This is a genomic window from Mycobacterium sp. (assembly GCF_025965855.1).
GTDB lineage: Bacteria > Actinomycetota > Actinomycetes > Mycobacteriales > Mycobacteriaceae > Mycobacterium.
On sequence record NZ_JAOPWB010000245.1, the window covers coordinates 1 to 16,517 of the forward strand.

At 66.8% G+C, this 16,517-nt stretch carries 13 protein-coding genes; 10 read left to right on the forward strand and 3 right to left on the reverse strand.

Annotated features, from left to right (window positions below; all coding sequences use genetic code 11):
- Both JWP83_RS21095 and JWP83_RS21100 read left to right on the forward strand, forming a co-directional pair.
- Nucleotides 1-1,472: bifunctional diguanylate cyclase/phosphodiesterase (locus JWP83_RS21095; RefSeq protein WP_297734211.1), on the forward strand; the 1,472-nt coding region annotated here is incomplete at its 5' end.
- Nucleotides 1,473-1,483: 11 nt separating this feature from the next.
- Nucleotides 1,484-3,169: a hypothetical protein gene (locus JWP83_RS21100; RefSeq protein ID WP_297734214.1), complete on the forward strand. Its 1,686-nt coding sequence runs from the start codon at nt 1,484-1,486 to the stop codon at nt 3,167-3,169.
- A gap of 436 nt (nt 3,170-3,605) precedes the next feature.
- On the opposite strand, the gene JWP83_RS21105 is transcribed toward JWP83_RS21100, so the two are convergent.
- Nucleotides 3,606-4,856 carry a class I SAM-dependent methyltransferase gene (locus tag JWP83_RS21105; protein ID WP_297734219.1) on the reverse strand — a complete coding sequence of 417 codons (1,251 nt, stop codon included), beginning with the start codon at nt 4,854-4,856 and terminating at the stop codon, nt 3,606-3,608.
- Between the two features lie 821 nt (nt 4,857-5,677).
- Here JWP83_RS21105 and JWP83_RS21110 point away from each other — a divergent pair.
- Both JWP83_RS21110 and JWP83_RS21115 read left to right on the forward strand, forming a co-directional pair.
- Nucleotides 5,678-6,355: a TetR/AcrR family transcriptional regulator gene (locus JWP83_RS21110; protein ID WP_297734222.1), complete on the forward strand. Its 678-nt coding sequence runs from the start codon at nt 5,678-5,680 to the stop codon at nt 6,353-6,355.
- A 134-nt stretch (nt 6,356-6,489) separates the two neighbouring features.
- On the forward strand, nt 6,490-7,218 hold the full coding sequence (locus JWP83_RS21115) for a TetR/AcrR family transcriptional regulator (RefSeq protein ID WP_297734225.1): 729 nt from the start codon (nt 6,490-6,492) through the stop codon (nt 7,216-7,218).
- Nucleotides 7,219-7,322: 104 nt separating this feature from the next.
- Here the strand turns inward: JWP83_RS21115 and JWP83_RS21120 are convergent, their stop codons facing one another.
- Together JWP83_RS21120 and metG are read right to left on the reverse strand one after the other, a co-directional pair.
- Nucleotides 7,323-7,685 (reverse strand): PAS domain-containing protein, encoded by a 363-nt coding sequence (locus JWP83_RS21120; RefSeq protein WP_297734246.1) that lies wholly within the window; start codon nt 7,683-7,685, stop codon nt 7,323-7,325.
- 152 nt (nt 7,686-7,837) lie between these two features.
- Nucleotides 7,838-9,397 carry a methionine--tRNA ligase gene (gene metG, locus JWP83_RS21125; protein ID WP_297734228.1) on the reverse strand — a complete coding sequence of 520 codons (1,560 nt, stop codon included), beginning with the start codon at nt 9,395-9,397 and terminating at the stop codon, nt 7,838-7,840.
- An 18-nt stretch (nt 9,398-9,415) separates the two neighbouring features.
- On the opposite strand from metG, the gene JWP83_RS21130 reads away from it, so the two are divergent.
- The 6 genes from JWP83_RS21130 (at nt 9,416) to JWP83_RS21155 (ending at nt 16,459) form a co-directional block, all read left to right on the forward strand.
- A complete protein-coding gene (locus JWP83_RS21130) occupies nt 9,416-10,270 on the forward strand; it encodes a TatD family hydrolase (protein WP_297734231.1) in 855 nt (284 codons plus the stop codon).
- A gap of 172 nt (nt 10,271-10,442) precedes the next feature.
- Nucleotides 10,443-11,570, forward strand: coding sequence for a resuscitation-promoting factor (locus tag JWP83_RS21135; RefSeq protein WP_297734234.1), 1,128 nt, complete (start codon nt 10,443-10,445; stop codon nt 11,568-11,570).
- On the forward strand, nt 11,534-12,481 hold the full coding sequence (gene rsmA, locus JWP83_RS21140; protein ID WP_297734249.1) for a 16S rRNA (adenine(1518)-N(6)/adenine(1519)-N(6))-dimethyltransferase RsmA: 948 nt from the start codon (nt 11,534-11,536) through the stop codon (nt 12,479-12,481). The genes JWP83_RS21135 and rsmA overlap by 37 nt, the downstream gene beginning before the upstream one ends.
- A 54-nt stretch (nt 12,482-12,535) precedes the next feature.
- Nucleotides 12,536-13,492: a 4-(cytidine 5'-diphospho)-2-C-methyl-D-erythritol kinase gene (locus JWP83_RS21145; RefSeq protein WP_297734237.1), complete on the forward strand. Its 957-nt coding sequence runs from the start codon at nt 12,536-12,538 to the stop codon at nt 13,490-13,492.
- Between the two features lie 256 nt (nt 13,493-13,748).
- The gene (locus JWP83_RS21150) at nt 13,749-15,383 is read left to right on the forward strand and encodes a fatty acyl-AMP ligase (RefSeq protein ID WP_297734240.1); all 1,635 of its coding nucleotides are present in this window, start codon (nt 13,749-13,751) and stop codon (nt 15,381-15,383) included.
- 125 nt (nt 15,384-15,508) lie between these two features.
- A complete protein-coding gene (locus JWP83_RS21155) occupies nt 15,509-16,459 on the forward strand; it encodes an ATP-binding cassette domain-containing protein (RefSeq protein ID WP_297734243.1) in 951 nt (316 codons plus the stop codon).
- The last annotated feature ends 58 nt before the right edge of the window (nt 16,460-16,517 follow it).

Below are 16,517 nucleotides of genomic sequence, written 5' to 3' on the forward strand. Positions count from 1 at the left end.
CCACCACCGGGGTGCTCGGCTTCGTCAAGAACGGCGCCCGCAAGTGGAAGCAAAAAGAGATCAACACGCTCGAAGCGGTCGCCGCACTGTTCGCGCAGCTGCAAGCCCGCATCGCGGCCGAGGAGAAGCTGCGCTACCTGGCCGAGCACGACGATTTGACCGGCCTCTACAACCGGCGCGCGCTGGTCGCGCACCTGTCCGAAAGGCTAGCGCCGGGCAGCCCGGGACCCGTCGCCCTCTTATACCTCGACCTGGACCGGCTCAAGCCGATCAACGATTACCTCGGCCACACCGCGGGCGACTGGTTCATCCGGGTCTTCGCGCAACGCATTCGGGTGTGCGCGGGAAGCCAGAACATGATCGCCCGGCTGGGCGGCGACGAGTTCGTCGTCATCCCGGACCAGCCGATGTCGACGGGGACCGCGGAGTCGTTCGCCCGCCGGCTCGGGGCGATGCTGCACGAGCGCCTGGCTTTCGGCGGGCACATGATCACCCGCACCGTCAGCATCGGACTGGCGGTGGGCATGCCGGGGCGGGACAACAGCACCGATCTCCTACGCCGGGCCGACGAGGCCGTCTTGACCGCCAAGCGCGGGGGCGGCAACCAGGTTGCGCTGTCCACCGACGACATGTCGCTGAAAAGCGCCTTCCGCAACGACATCGAACTGAATCTGCAGGGCGACATCGACAGCGAGGCACTACTGCTGCACTACCTGCCCGAGGTTGACCTGTGGACCGGCGCCATCGTGGCCGCCGAGGCACTGGTCCGCTGGCGGCACCCGATCTGGGGGCTGCTGCTGCCGGATTCGTTCATCGGGGTAGCCGAATCGACCAACCTGGCCGGAGAACTGGGCCGGTGGGTGATGCGAAGCGCCTGCGCCGAATTCAGCCGGTGGCGAACCAACGGTGTCGGGCAGACCGCAGTCCTGCACATCAATGTGTCGCCCATTCAACTGATCACGCGTGGTTTTGTTCGTAGCGTCGCCGAGATCATCGAGGAGTTCGGCATCGACGGTGGGTCAGTCTGTTTGGAGATCACCGAGCGCGCGGTGGTTCACGACATCGAAACCACCCGCAAGACCCTGGCGGAGCTCAAGGAGGTCGGGGTCCAGATCGCCATCGACGACTTCGGCACCGGCTATGCGGTGCTGTCGCACCTGAAGTCCCTGCCGGTCGACATGCTCAAGATCGACACTGGGTTCGTCCGCGACCTGGGCACCAACGCCGGGGATTTGGCGATCGTCCGGGCGATCATCGGACTGGCCGAGGCGTTCGGCTTGCAACTGGTCGCCGAGGGCGTCGAGACACCGGCCGCCGCACTGACTTTGATGCAACACGGGTGCCACCGGGCGCAGGGCTTCCTGCTGTCCCGACCCGTCCCGGGCAACGCAATGGAAGCGTTGCTGTCCGCGCGCTGGATGCCGATGCCGTTCCTCGCCGACCGCGAGGCGCTGTCGTTAGGCGCGATCTAGCCCCGGTGACGATGTTTCGTTCATTCAAAAAGGGCAAGCTGGCCCCTGCCTCCTTCATAGCGTGCACGGCGCTGCTGCTGAACGGGTGCGGCGGTCACCCCAATCCGGGACCGCTGTCCGCGATGGTCTTTCCGGCCATACCGCCCACCGTTCAGGAGATCGCCAATCCGCTGCGCGGCCAGTACGAGGAGTTGTTGATTCCGCTTTTCCCGCAAGGCAATCCGGCACAACAGCGATACCCGGCGTGGCCCGCGTCCTACGACGCCACTCTGCGCGTTTCCTGGCGGCAGCTGCAGCCCACCGATCCGGGCACCCTGCCGCCCGACGCCCCCGACGATCGCAGGTTCGACTTCAGCGTGATCGATGACGCGCTGACGAAGCTGCAGAACCGCAACATGCGCCTGACGCTTCGTGTATACGCCTACAACTCCTGTTGCAACGACTCCTATCCCGACAACACGAACATCGCGATTCCCGATTGGATGCGGTCGGCGGCCACCAACTATCCCGCGCCGCCGAACAGTCCCACGCCCGGGGTGACGCAGGTGGTGCCGAACTGGAACGACCCCAACTACCTGAACGCGTTCGGGCAGCTGCTCGCGGCGCTGGGCCGCCGCTACGACGGTGACGAGCGGCTCAGCGTCTTCGAGTTCTCCGGATACGGGGATTTCGGCGAGAACCACATCGCGTACTTGCGTGACGTGTTGGGCGCGCCGGGGCCGGCGCCCGACGAAAGCACCGCAAAACTGGGCTATTTCAGCCAGTTCCGTGATCAGAGCATCACCACCGACTCCATCCGGCAGCTGGTCGGGGCGAACGTCAACGCCTTCCCTCACACGCAATTGGTGGTCACGCCGCAGAATCCCGAGATCGTGCGCGAGCTATTGGCTGACGACGTGACCAAGAAACTGTCGGCGCCGGTTGGCATCCGCTCGGATTGCCTGGGTGTCCAGGCGCCGTTGCCGGCGTGGGCCGAATCCAGCGAGTCGCAATACGTGCGGTCCAACGACGCCGTCGTCAACGCGATCAAGCAGCGGCTGGCCTCGGCGCCGGTGATCACCGAGTGGTGCCAGTTGCCCAACGGAACCGATCCGCGGTCCTACTACGAGAAGGGCCTGCACGACGTCGTCAGGTACCACGTGTCGATGACGTCGAGCGTCAACTTCCCGGATCGCGACTCCAGGTCGGCGATGGACCCCAGCCTGTTTTTGCTGTGGGCCCAGGCCAATACATCGGCGGGTTACCGGTATTCGGTCGAGGCGCGGCCGGGATCCCAATCGATACAGGGCAAGGTGGCGACCATATCCGTCGTCTGGACCAACTACGGCTCCGCGGCGACCACCGAGCAGTGGGCGCCCGGCTACAAGCTGGTGGATTTCTCGGGGGCGGCGGTTCGGAGCCTACCGGCGACGGTCAACCTCAAGGCGCTGGTTAGCGACGACACCAGCTCCTCACGCGAGGAGGCGGTCCCGGCGTCGTCGACCGAGACGGTGCGCGTCGACCTGACGGGCTTGGCGCCGGGCCACTACACGCTGCGCGCGTCCATGGACTGGCAGCAGCACAAGCCGGGCGCATCGCACGTGGTGAACTACGGTCCGATGGTGTTGGCTCGCGACGGCCGCGACGCCGCGGGCCTGTATCCGTTTGCCACGCTGGACATTCCGCGAGATTCGACGACGTCAGCGAACAGTCAGTGACTTCAGTGAGCGGTCGCGGCCGGGCGGCAACCAACACGGTACGGCCGTAGCGATCGAACTCCCACGCCGAGGCCACGCGCATCCCGGCCGCAGCGAAACCGCGCTCCGCCAGCAGCGGCAACCAGGTCCCGCTGTGCGGGCTGCCGAATTCGCGCACGCTTGCGCCGCGCAGCCTGCCCGCGTGTCGGCGACGCGCCGGACGGCTTCGGTCGCCCGCTCTTGGCCTACGGCTCGATGCCCCGCGGATCGGCGGCCTTCGTGTCGTCGTGGGCGACCTGGGCCAGGCCGCGGCGGGTGCCCAGGTCCGTCGCGAGCGGATGGGACGACTCCTCAGGGCGCACGGGTTCGGCGACCGGGGAAAGTCGTCGCCCGGCGGCACAGTCCCCAGGTCGAGGACTCGACGAAGGTCGGTGCCGCCGCACCCTCCGCCCGGTGCTTACCGCCGCGCACTACCGATCGCTGAGATGTCTGCGGTGTGCAGTATCGGAAGGGGGAAGACCAGCAGGCCGCCCCACTCGGCGATGTAACCGAGCTTATGAGTCAGCTCGGCTTCGAGGATCCAGGGCAACGCCAGCACCACGTCCGGGCGGTCGGTGGCGATGCGCTCCGGTTCGTATATCGGGATTCGGGTCCCGGGCGTGAAGCGGCCGTGCTTGTACGGATTGCGATCGACGGTGTATTCGAGCAGATCGCTGCGGATCCCGCAGTAGTTCAGTAGGGAGTTGCCCTTGCTCGGTGCGCCGTAGCCGACCACGCGCTTGCCTTCGGCGCGGCACTGCAGCAAGAAGTCCAGCAGCTCGTGCCGGACGGCCTCGGTCTGCGGACGCAGTTGCAGATAGCCGTCGACCTGGTGCAGCCCCGCCGCCTCCTCGGCGCGCATCACTTTCTCCACGCGTTCGGTCGGTCGTCCGGCAACCTCCGCGGAGCGGGCCCAGATGCGGATGGATCCGCCGTGGGTGGGCAGGAGCTCGACGTCGACCACGGCCAGCCCGGCGGTGGCCAGCGCGCAGATCGCCGAAAACAGCGTGTAGTACTGGAAGTGCTCGTGGTAGATCGTGTCGAACTGCCCGAGCCGCACCAGGTTGAGCGCGTGGTGCACCTCGATGCTCAGCCAGCCGTCGTCGTCCATCAGCCTGCGCAGGGAGCGGGTGAAGCCGCGCAGGTCGGGTATGCGTGCGTAGACATTGTTCGCGACGACCAGGTCGGCCGGTCCGTGCTCGTTGCGCACCTGGGCCGCGATCCCCTCGTCCAAAAATGCCGACACCGTGGGGACATTGCGTATGCGCGCGGCGGCGCCGACGTTTGCCGACGGCTCGATCCCCAGGCACGGCACCCCGGCCGCGACGACGTGCTGGAGTAGATAGCCGTCATTGCTGGCGACTTCGACCACCCGCGACTGGGGGCCGAGCCCGAGCTGCCGGACGGCTTCGTCGACGAAGACCTTGGCGTGCTGCACCGAGGTGTCCGAATACGAAGCGAAGTACGCGTATTCGGTGGAGGTGTCCTCGGGCGTGATCAGCGCCGGTATCTGCAGCAGCAGGCAGTCCTCACACAACCGCAGGTGCAGAGGAAAGGTCAGCTCCGGTAGATCGAGCTCGTCGGCCGTCAGAAACTTCTCACACGCGGGAGTGGCGCCGAGATCCAGGACGCTGACCAGGCGGTCGGAATCACATAACCGACAAAGCATCTGACTCCCGATTCTCTGTGCCGCTGGATGTTTCACCCGCGCGGTCCGCGTCTGAGGCGGAGGCGAGCTGCGGCGCCAGTCGCGCGCTGTCGTAGAGCAATTTGCCAAGCCCCCCGTACTCGCGGCACTCGCCGACGCCGGTGTCGCCAGGCTCTGCAACATCGAGGACACCGAAGACATCGGGCTTGCCAGGGAGAACTGCTGTGTAGTCGAGTCGGCGGCGGCTTCGGGGACCGCGGTGGCCTGGCCTGCGGCGCCGGCGGGGTCGGTTACCTCGGGCGCACACGCGAACGGTGTCAACTCCGAGCCCTTCGCCGAATTCGCGGCATATCGATACATCGCCGCAGGCGGCGCGTTCCGCTGCGAATCGACGAGCGGCACATGCGGGCCGCAGGGCGCACGGGCCGCATGGCACGGTGGTTGACGTAGCGTTCCAAGTGCCCCACCAGCCGGTAGCTCGCCCATCAACGCGCTGACCAGACCAACAAACTGACAGCCACATAGGCAAAGATTACATACCTATAGTTCGTGGTGCAGCGGTATTGTGCACTATAAGTATTTCGAAGTTCGTTATCTCGACCCGCCGCGTTAAGACCGCGCGGCCACGACCGACTGCTAACCTCGAAGACGGCCCCCAATGCCGCCCGAGACACGCCGGTGAATGCTGGCTTTGGAACCGAGGCGTGTGCCCTGCTCTAGGAAGGCATCGTGAACGTGAAAACGATCGATCCGGGCCATGACGCAGGCCCCGGAATGATCTCTCGCATCGCTTACCCAGGAGCGCGATCAAGCCGCACCGGACAGCCGAGGTCCCGGTTCCGATGACCACCCACTCGACCGATGGACGCGCGGACGCGACGCGGCGACAGATTTTGCGGGCCGCCTCACATCAGTTCGCTCGACGGGCCTATCACGATGTCGGACTCGACGACATTCTCGCGGACGCGGAACTGACCAAGGGCGCAATGTATTTCCACTTCCGGTCCAAGCACGCGTTGGCCGTCGCGATCATCGAACGGCAGACCGTCGCCGGCGCTACCGCGGTGGAAGATCTGCTGACGCGCGGACTTTCGGGCTTGGAAACCCTCATCGACTTCTCCTATCTGATCGCCGTCGGCGACATCAAGACCGACGGGGTCAGGGCGGGGCTGAACCTGCTCGAGTCGGTCGGCCGGTCGGAGGGGCTGCAGAAGCGGCTTCTGGAGGAATGGGTCAAGGCGTTGGCCGGAGTCGTCGAGCAGGCGATCGCCGAGGGCGACATCGACCAGCAGTGTGATCCGCAGGATGTGGGGCGCCTGATGGTCTCCTTGCACATGGGGCTGCGGCAAACCAGCAATCTGGAAGAGCCGGAGCGGTTTCTGCACGACTTGGAAAAGTCCTGGCTCCTGCTGCTGAGCGGCATCTTGCGGGCGGATCGGATCGAATACTTCCGCCAGTTCCTCAAGCGCCGCGCGGCGCTCGCGATCACCGCCAGCTCGACGGCAGCGGATTCCGACTAGTGTGCGACCTGCGCATCGCGCGATCGGGACCGGTGGCGGCGGCTGTTAGGCTCGGCTCTCTGGCCGGAAGATTCGTGAAGACGTCGAGATCCGGAATCTAAGCCCATCGACCGAACTCCGGAGGTGCAGACGCGATGGCGCGCCAGGTTCGATCGGAAGCCACCCGGCGAAAGATCCTCGATGCCGCAATAGACGTTTTCGGCGACGTCGGGTACGCCGCGGCGGGGTGGAACACGATCATCGAGCGGACGGGCATGACCAAAGGGGCCTTGTACCACCACTTCGATTCGAAGGAGTCGCTGGCGTCGGCCATCATCGAAGAAGGGTCTGAGACAATACTTGTCGCGTTCCGCAATGTGTGCGGGTCGTCATCGCCGGCGCTCGAGAACATGATTCACGGCACCTTCACGCTCGCGAATGTGCTCAGCACCGACAAAACGGCCCGCGCCGCCGAGCAATTGATGGGTGCCCTAAGCGGATTCAACGAAACGGCCACGCGCTTCTGCGCGAACTTGGTCGAGCTGATGGCGGCTCAGGCCCGGAGGGCCGGCACCGAAGGCGACCTGCGACGGGAGCTCGATGCGGCAGTGATCAGCGAGTCGATCGTCGGCGCCATCTTCGGAACGCGTTTGCTGTACAACGCGATCGCGGGCAAGGGGGTGGCGGTTCCGGGTGAAACCAGTGCCGTCGCCGATCGCCTCGCCGGCCCCCCGAGTCAAATTTGGGAGCTGATGCTGGCCGGCATCGCGACGGAGGCGTCGCTTCCTTACTTCCGTGAATTTCTTGCACGCGAGGCCCTCCGCCATGGCCGGCCCGCCGCATCGCCCCCCGCCGCCACCGCCGCGATCCCAGAAGTCAGCTAGGCGATACCGGCCGCCGTGCGCAATGAAGAAGGTTCCCCGCAAAAGGCCATACTGGAAGTATCTAGTTGCGGGACAATGATTCCTAATGGTTTATAGAGGAGGCGCTAACGTTCCTCTACCCACAATTGCTCGGTCAGATCCTGAAACGCCGCAAGCACGAACTTATCGTCCGCGCGCATGACCGCCGACTTGCTCATCAAAGCCCGCACCACCGAACCGTCCTTGTGGGCCAATTCGACGACCATGTTCGCCAGCGCGTGCACGACCGAAAGCAGCGACTCCGCCTCGGGAGCGTCGTGGAAGATCTCGTGAAACCGCAGGGACAGAACCTCTTCGGGATCGCAGCCCACCATCTCGGCGAATGCCGTGTTGGTGAACAGGATGCCGCCGTCCTGCCCGATGGCGAGCACGGGCATCGGAATTCGCTCCAGGACGACCAGCGCGGGCAACTCCTTCAAGGTAGTTATCGGCGATTGACTGTGTTGCCAGTTTCGTCGTCGCTCCACATGCCGATTATGGCCTATGACCCGAGGTCGTTCGGACGCTTTTATTCAGGGCGGCAAGATCGCCACTGAACGGGCCTGCCGTGCAACTTAAACTTAATAACCGCTCAATCACCTCACCCGACTTCGGGGGGAGACGGCGGCTGGTAGCGCGGGAACACCCCCGTGGGCGGCGGCAGCACCGTGCCGGGCACCAGCCGGGCGCCGATGGCGGTGAAAGCCCGTTGGTCCGCGCCCTGGCCGAGCAGGTCCAGCAGCCGGCCGGCCGACTCGGGCATGACGGGCTGGACCAGCAGCGCCGCGATGCGGACCGCCTCGCAGGTGGTGTACAGAACGGTGCGAAACCTCGCCTGATCCGCCTCGGCCTCGCTCTTGCGCAGGACCCACGGCTGCTGCGCGGAGAAGTACTTGTTCGCCTCCCCGAGCATCAGCCAGATCGCTTCCAAAGCCAGATGCATGGCCTGCGCGTCAAAGTTGGCGCGCACCCGCTCCAGCAGGCCGTCGGCCACCGCCAGCAGCTCGCCGTCGGCCGCGCTCAACTCGCCGGGGTCGGGCACCACCCCGCCCAGGTTCTTGGCCACCATCGACAGCGACCGCTGGGCCAGGTTGCCGAGTTCGTTGGCCAGATCGGTGTTGATCCGGGTGATGATCGCGTCTTCGCTGTAGCTGCCGTCCTGGCCGAAGGGCACCTCGCGTAGCAGGAAGTAGCGCACCTGATCCAGGCCGAACGTATCGATCAGCGCCTCCGGTGCGACGATGTTGCCCACCGACTTGCTCATCTTCTCGCCGCGGTTGAGCAGGAAGCCGTGCGCGAAAACCCTTCGCGGCAGCTCGATTCCGGCCGACATCAGAAATGCCGGCCAATAGACCGCATGGAACCTGATGATGTCCTTGCCGATCATGTGCAGATCGGCGGGCCAGTAGCGGCGGAACAACTCGGAGTCGGTGTCGGGATATCCCGCCCCGGTCAGGTAGTTGGTCAGGGCGTCCACCCAGACATACATGACGTGATCGGGATGGTCGGGGACCTTCACGCCCCAGTCGAACGAGGTCCGCGAGACCGACAGGTCGCGCAGCCCGCCGGAGACGAAGCTGACCACTTCGTTGCGCCGCACCTCGGGGGCGATGAAGTCGGGGTTCGCCTCGTAGTGGGCCAGCAGCTTGTCGGCATACGCCGACAGCCGGAAGAAATACGTCTGCTCCTCGGTCCAGGTCACCGGGGTTCCCGTTTCGACGGCGATCCGGGTTCCGTCCACGACTTCGGTCTCCGATTCGACGAAGAATCGCTCGTCGCGCACCGAATACCAGCCCTCATAGGTGTCCAGGTAGATATCACCCGCCGCCGTCATCTTCCGCCAGATCTCCCTGGAGGCCTCGTGGTGGTCGGCGTCGGTGGTGCGGATGAACCGGTCGAAGGAGATGTTGAGCCTCTCCTGCAGGCGCTGGAACACATCCGAGTTGCGCTCGGCCAGTTCGGCAGTGGGCAGCCCCTCGGCCGCGGCGGCCTGGGCGACCTTCAGCCCGTGCTCGTCGGTTCCGGTCAGGAAGCGCACGTCGAAACCGTCGAGCCGCTTGAACCGCGCGATGGCGTCGGTGGCGATGTACTCATACGCGTGTCCCAAATGCGGCGCGGCGTTGGGGTACGTGATCGCGGTGGTGACGTAGTAGGGCCTCATCGAGACTCACCCTATGGTGTGGCGGTGAGCTCCAACCGCTCTGGTGAACGACCAGCGCCGCCCGCGCCCGAGCCGCTGGCGCCGTTGATCGACGCCCACACCCACCTCGATGCGTGCGGCGCGAGCGACGCGGAGGGGGTGCGGGCCATCGTCGACCGCGCCGCGGCGGTCGGAGTGGGCGCGGTGGTCACCATCGCCGACGATCTCGACTCGGCGCGCTGGGTGACGCGGGCCGCCGAATGGGATCCCCGGGTCTACGCCGCCGTGGCCTTGCACCCGACCCGCGCGGACGCGCTGGATGACGTGGCCCGCGCGGAGATCGAGCGGCTGGCGGCCCACCCCAGGGTGGTGGCGGTCGGGGAGACGGGCATGGACCTGTATTGGCCCGGTCGCTTGGACGGCTGCGCGGAGCCGTCCGTGCAGCGGGAGGCCTTCGCGTGGCATATCGACCTGGCCAAGCGGTGCGGGAAACCGCTGATGATCCACAACCGGGAGGCCGACGCCGAGGTGCTGGACGTGCTGGCGGCCGAGGGGGCCCCCGACGCCGTGATCTTTCACTGCTTTTCGTCGGACAGCGCGATGGCCCGCCGGTGCGTGGATGGCGGGTGGTTGCTGAGCCTTTCCGGGACGGTGAGCTTCCGCAACGCTCGCGCCCTGCGGGAGGCCGTTGGGCTGATACCGCCGGAGCAGCTTCTGGTGGAAACCGATGCACCTTTTCTGACCCCGCACCCTTATCGGGGCGCAGCGAACGAGCCGTATTGCCTTCCTTATACCGTGCGGGCGATCGCTGAACTGGTGGATCGTCGTGCCGAGGACTTGGCGCAGGTCACGACCAGCAATGCCCGCCGGGTCTATGGACTGGCCCCTGAGTAGCTTTCGACCAGCGTGTGTCGGCGGTGATTTCCCTGACAGCGTCGCGTCGGAGTTGCTCAACATTGGCCGGTTCGTTACCGTCTTGTGATCGAACGGCGGGGCCATTGGGCCCTTTTGTCATTTTCCTTGCTGATTGGTTCGTGACTGGTTGCTGAGGTCGGGGTAGCGCGCGTTGACTGTATTGACAAAACTTCATCGAAATTCATCACCGATGTTGCGGCTCGTTGTCGCAGGGCTGCTGCTGGTGCTGGGGTTCGCCGGCGGATTCGCGGTTTCCGCATCCAAGACGGTGACGTTGACCGTTGACGGAACCGCGATGCGGGTGTCGACCATGAAGTCGCGGGTGATCGACATCGTCCAAGAGAACGGCTTCAGCGTCGACGAGCGCGACGACCTTTACCCGGCCGCCGATGTGCAGGTCCGTGACGCCACCAATATCGTGTTGCGGCGCAGCCGGCCGTTGCAGATCTCGTTGGACGGCCACGACCCCAAGCAGTTGTGGACGACGGCGTCGACCGTGGACGAGGCGCTGGCCCAACTCGCGATGACCGACACCGCCCCGGCCGCGGCCTCTCGCGGCAGCCGCGTTCCGCTGGCGGGGATGGCGCTGCCGGTCGTGAGCCCCAAGACGGTCCAGATCAACGACAGCGGCGCGGTGCGCACCGTTCACCTCGCGGCGGCCAATGTCGCGGGGCTGCTGAACGCCGCCGGCGCGCCGCTGCTCGAGAGCGACCAGGTGGCGCCCGGCGCGGCTTCCCCGATCGTCGACGGGATGCAGATCCAGGTGACCCGCAACCGGATTCAGCGGGTCACCGAGCGGGTTCCGCTGCAGCCGCCGGCGCGCCGGATCGAGGACCCGGAGATGAACGTCAGCCGTCAGGTCGTCGAGGACGCGGGCAGCCCGGGCACACAGGACGTGACGTTCGCGGTGGCCACGGTCAACGGTGTCGAGACGGGCCGGTTGCCCGTCGCCAACACGGTGATCACCCCGGCCCGTGAGGCCGTGGTGCGCGTGGGCACCAAGCCCGGCACCGACGTGCCGCCGGTAAGTGACGGATACATCTGGGACGCCATCGCCGGCTGCGAGGCCGGCGGCAACTGGGCGATCAACACCGGAAACGGGTATTACGGCGGTGTGCAGTTCGACCAAGGCACCTGGGAGCGCAACGGCGGGCTGCGCTTCGCCCCCCGCGCCGACCTCGCCACCCGCGAAGAGCAGATCACCGTCGCCGATGTGACCCGGGAGCGCCAGGGCTGGGGTGCCTGGCCCGTGTGCAGCGGAAGAGCTGGTGCGAGCTGACGATCCGGCTACTCGGGCGCACCGAGATCAGGCGGCTGGCCAAAGAACTGGAATTTCGGCCACGAAAGGCTCTGGGACAGAATTTCGTCCACGACGCCAACACGGTGCGACGGGTGGTCGCGACCTCCGGCGTCGGCCGGTCCGACCACGTCCTGGAGGTCGGTCCCGGGCTCGGTTCACTCACACTGGCGCTGCTTGACCGCGGCGCCAGCGTCACCGCCGTCGAAATCGACCCGGTGTTGGCCGGCCGGCTGCCGCAGACCGTTGCCGAACACTCGCACAGCGAAGTCCACCGCCTGTCGGTGCTCAACCGCGACGTGCTGACGCTCCGCCAGGACGAGCTGGCCACTGGCCCGACAGGCCCGACAGCCGTAGTCGCCAACCTGCCCTACAACGTCGCGGTTCCGGCGCTGCTTCATCTGCTCGCCGAATTCCCGTCCATTCGGGTCGTCACGGTCATGGTGCAGGCCGAGGTCGCCGAACGGCTCGCCGCGGAGCCGGGCGGCAAGGACTACGGCGTGCCCAGCGTGAAGCTCCGCTACTTCGGGCGGGTTCGCCGCTGTGGCACGGTTTCGCCGACCGTCTTCTGGCCGATCCCCCGGGTCTATTCGGGGCTGGTTCGCATCGACCGGCACGAGACCTCGCCGTGGCCGACCGACGACACCTTCCGGCGGCAGGTGTTCGAGCTCGTGGACATCGCGTTCGCCCAGCGGCGCAAGACGTCTCGCAACGCGTTCACCCAGTGGGCGGGCTCGGGCAACGAGTCGGCGAATCGGCTGCTGGCCGCCAGCATCGATCCGGCCCGTCGCGGCGAGACCCTGTCCATCGACGACTTCGTGCGGCTGTTGCGGCGTTCCGGTGACCCGGACGACACGCTGCCGCGCGTTTCGGGGCACGCCTCGGCGAGCTGACCGGAGCGCCGTGGCGTGTGGTTCGCCCGTCGCAGCGATAGTCTGCTGCGGTGGTTGACAATGTCTGACGGCAACACCGCCGCGCAGTGGGTGCCCACCGGGTCGGTCACCGTACGGGTGCCCGGGAAGGTCAACCTCTACCTGGCGGTGGGGAACCGCCGCAAAGACGGCTACCACGAACTGACGACGGTGTTTCATGCCGTCTCGCTGCTCGACGAGGTGACCGTTCGCAACGCCGACGTGCTGTCGCTCGAACTCGTCGGGGAGGGCGCCGGCAAGCTGCCCACCGACGAACGCAACCTCGCCTGGCAGGCGGCCGAGTTGATGGCCGAACACGTCGGCCGGGCGCCCGACGTCTCGATCATGATCGACAAATCCATTCCGGTGGCCGGCGGCATGGCGGGGGGCAGCGCGGACGCGGCGGCGGTGCTGGTCGCGATCAACTCGCTGTGGGAACTCAACGTGCCGCGCCGCGACCTGCGCATGTTAGCCGCGCGGCTCGGCAGCGACGTGCCGTTCGCCCTGCACGGCGGCACCGCGTTGGGAACCGGTCGCGGCGAGGAGCTGGCGACGGTGCTGTCCCGCAACAGCTTCCACTGGGTGCTGGCGTTCTCCGACAGCGAGCTGCTCACCCCGGCGGTGTTCAAGGAACTGGACCGCCTCAGGAAGGCCGGGGATCCGCCACGACTCGCCGAGCCCGGCCCGGTGCTGGCGGCCCTGGCCGCGGGCGATCCGGAGCAACTGGCGCCCCTTCTGGGCAACGAGCTGCAAGCGGCCGCGGTGAGCCTGAACCCCGCCCTGCGAAAGGCGCTGCGCGCGGGCGTGGAGGCCGGCGCCCTGGCCGGCCTCGTGTCCGGCTCGGGCCCGACGTGCGCTTTCCTGTGCGTGTCGGCGGCCTCGGCGGTGGATGTCGGGACCCAGCTGTCGGGGGCGGGTGTCTGTCGCACCGTTCGGGTCGCCAGCGGACCGGTGCCCGGCGCCCGCGTGGTGCCGGCCCCCACTGAAGTGTGAAATCGCACTCAAGTCGCGTCACGGTTTGGCAGTTACTTAAGAGGAGTTTAAGATGATTCGCGGTGACGCGCAGCGGTAAGCAAGACCACTCGATTCCATCGCCGACCGGACACGCCGGTGGGCTCGTTGGCTCGCCACCGGTTCGAGACCTAACCGCCGCGCAACTGTGCTCGCGTGGCTGCTACAAAGTGGCGGCCAGCAGGCGGAACATGAGATTCCGGGCCTTGGGGCAAATGCCGGAACCGAGGAGGCTTTTGTGAGCAGGTTTACCGACAAGATGTTCCGCAACGCCCGCACCGCGACGACCGGCATGGTCACCGGTGACCCCCACGAACCCGTCCGGCACACCTGGGGCGAGGTCCACGAGCGCGCGCGCTGCATCGCGGGCGGCCTGGCCGCCGCGCGCATCGGCCTCGGCGACGCGGTCGGTGTGCTCGCCGGATACCCGGTGGAGATCGCCCCGACGGCCCAGGGCCTGTGGATGCGCGGCGCCAGCCTGACCATGCTGCACCAGCCCACGCCGCGCACCGACCTGGCCGTGTGGGCCGAGGACACCATGACGGTCATCGGCATGATCGAGGCCAAGGCCGTCATCGTCTCCGAGCCCTTCGTGGTGGCCATCCCCGTGCTCGAGGAGAAGGGCCTCAGGGTCCTCACCGTCGCCGAGCTGCTGGCGTCGGACCCGATCGACCCCGTCGAGGTCGGCGAGGACGATCTGGCGCTCATGCAATTAACGAGCGGCTCAACTGGATCTCCGAAGGCAGTGCAGATCACTCACCGCAACATTCACTCCAACGCCGAGGCGATGTTCATCGGCGCCCAATATGACGTCGACAAGGACGTCATGGTCAGCTGGCTGCCCTGCTTCCACGACATGGGCATGGTCGGCTTCCTGACCATCCCGATGTACTTCGGCGCGGAGTTGGTCAAGGTCACGCCGATGGACTTCCTGCGCGACACGCTGCTGTGGGCCAAGCTGATCGACAAGTACAAGGGCACCATGACCGCGGCGCCCAACTTCGCCTACGCGCTGCTGGCCAAGCGGCTGCGGCGCAACGCCAAGCCCGGGGACTTCGACCTGTCGACGCTGCGCTTCGCGCTGTCCGGCGCCGAGCCCGTCGATCCCGCCGACGTCGAGGACCTGCTGGACGCCGGCAGGCCGTTCGGCCTGAGGCCGTCGGCGATCCTGCCGGCCTACGGCATGGCCGAGACGACGCTGGCCGTGTCGTTCTCCGAGTGCAACGCCGGGCTCGTCGTCGACGAGGTCGACGCCGACCTGCTGGCGGCCCTGCGCCGGGCGGTCCCGGCCACCAAGGGCAACACCCGCAGGCTGGCCACGCTGGGTCCCCTGCTGACCGACCTCGAGGCACGGATCATCGACGAGCACGGCAACGTGATGCCCGCGCGCGGCGTCGGGGTGATCGAGCTGCGCGGCGAGTCGCTGACGCCCGGCTACCTCACCATGGGCGGCTTCATCCCGGCCCAGGACGAGCACGGCTGGTACGACACCGGCGATCTCGGCTATCAGATGGAGAACGGCCACATCGTGGTGTGCGGCCGCGTCAAGGACGTCATCATCATGGCGGGCCGCAATATCTATCCCACCGACATCGAGCGGGCCGCAGGCCGCGTCGAGGGGGTTCGGCCGGGCTGCGCCGTCGCGGTGCGTCTGGATGCCGGGCACTCGCGCGAGACGTTCGCCGTCGCGGTCGAGTCCAATGCATGGCAGGACCCGGTCGAGGTGCGCCGCATCGAGCACCAGGTCGCCCACGAGGTGGTGGCCGAGGTCGACATGCGTCCGCGCAACGTCGTGGTGCTCGGGCCGGGCACGATCCCGAAGACCCCGTCGGGCAAGCTGCGCCGCTCCACCTCGGTCTCGCTCGTCACCTAGAGGCCGAACTACCGCGAGTGTGCGTGTCTGTACGCAGACACGCCGCCGAACGCGTGCATTTTGTGCACGCTCGTGGAGGGAAAACCAGTAACGCGATGTCGGCGACGGCCGATACGGTTCCTGACATGACACCCGCGATCGAGGCCATCGAGCTCGTCAAGGAGTTCGGTGACAACACCGCGGTCGACGGGGTCAGCTTCACCGTCTCGCCGGGCACGGTGCTGGGCCTGCTCGGCCCCAACGGCGCGGGCAAGACCACCACGGTGCGGATGATGACGACGTTGACCGAGCCGACCAGCGGCACCGCCCGGGTGGCCGGCTACGACGTTCGCCGCGAGCCCGACAAGGTGCGCCACAGTATGGGCCTCACCGGTCAGGTCGCCACCGTCGACGAACTGCTCACCGGCCGCGAGAACATCCGGATGATCGGCGGCCTGTACGGCATCCGGCGCAAAGACCTTGCGCGGCTGGGAGACCAACTGCTGGAACAGTTTACGATCGCCGATTCCGCCGACCGCGTGGTGAGGTCATATTCGGGCGGCATGCGCAGACGGCTCGATCTGGCCGTCAGTCTGCTGGCGTCGCCGCCGGTGCTGTTCCTTGACGAGCCGACCACCGGCCTGGATCCCCGCAGCCGCAGCGACCTATGGGACGTGCTGCGGGGCCTGGTCAAGCAGGGCACCACGCTGTTGTTGACCACGCAGTATTTGGAGGAAGCCGATCAGCTCGCCGACAACATCGTGGTGATCGACAAGGGCCGCATCATCGCAGAGGGTTCGCCGCTACAGCTCAAGCAGCAGGCGGGTGCCGCCAGCCTGGTCGTCACCGTGACCAGCGCAGGCGATCTTGCGGCCGCGCAGGCGCTACTCGCCAAGACAGGTGCGGAAGTGTTCGTGGACACCGGTGCGCGTCAGGTGACGGCGGCAGCCGATGGCCTGGTCGACATGGTCCGGGTCGCGGGCTGGCTGCGCGACAGCGACATCGACGTCGACGACATCGGGCTGTCCCGACCGAGCCTCGACGACGTGTTCCTGTCGCTCACCGGCCATCGCACCGATGACGAGGTACAGGCATGACCGCGACCGCAACGCACGCGCACATCCAACTGGAGCCGGTGCGCACCAGGCCCACCAA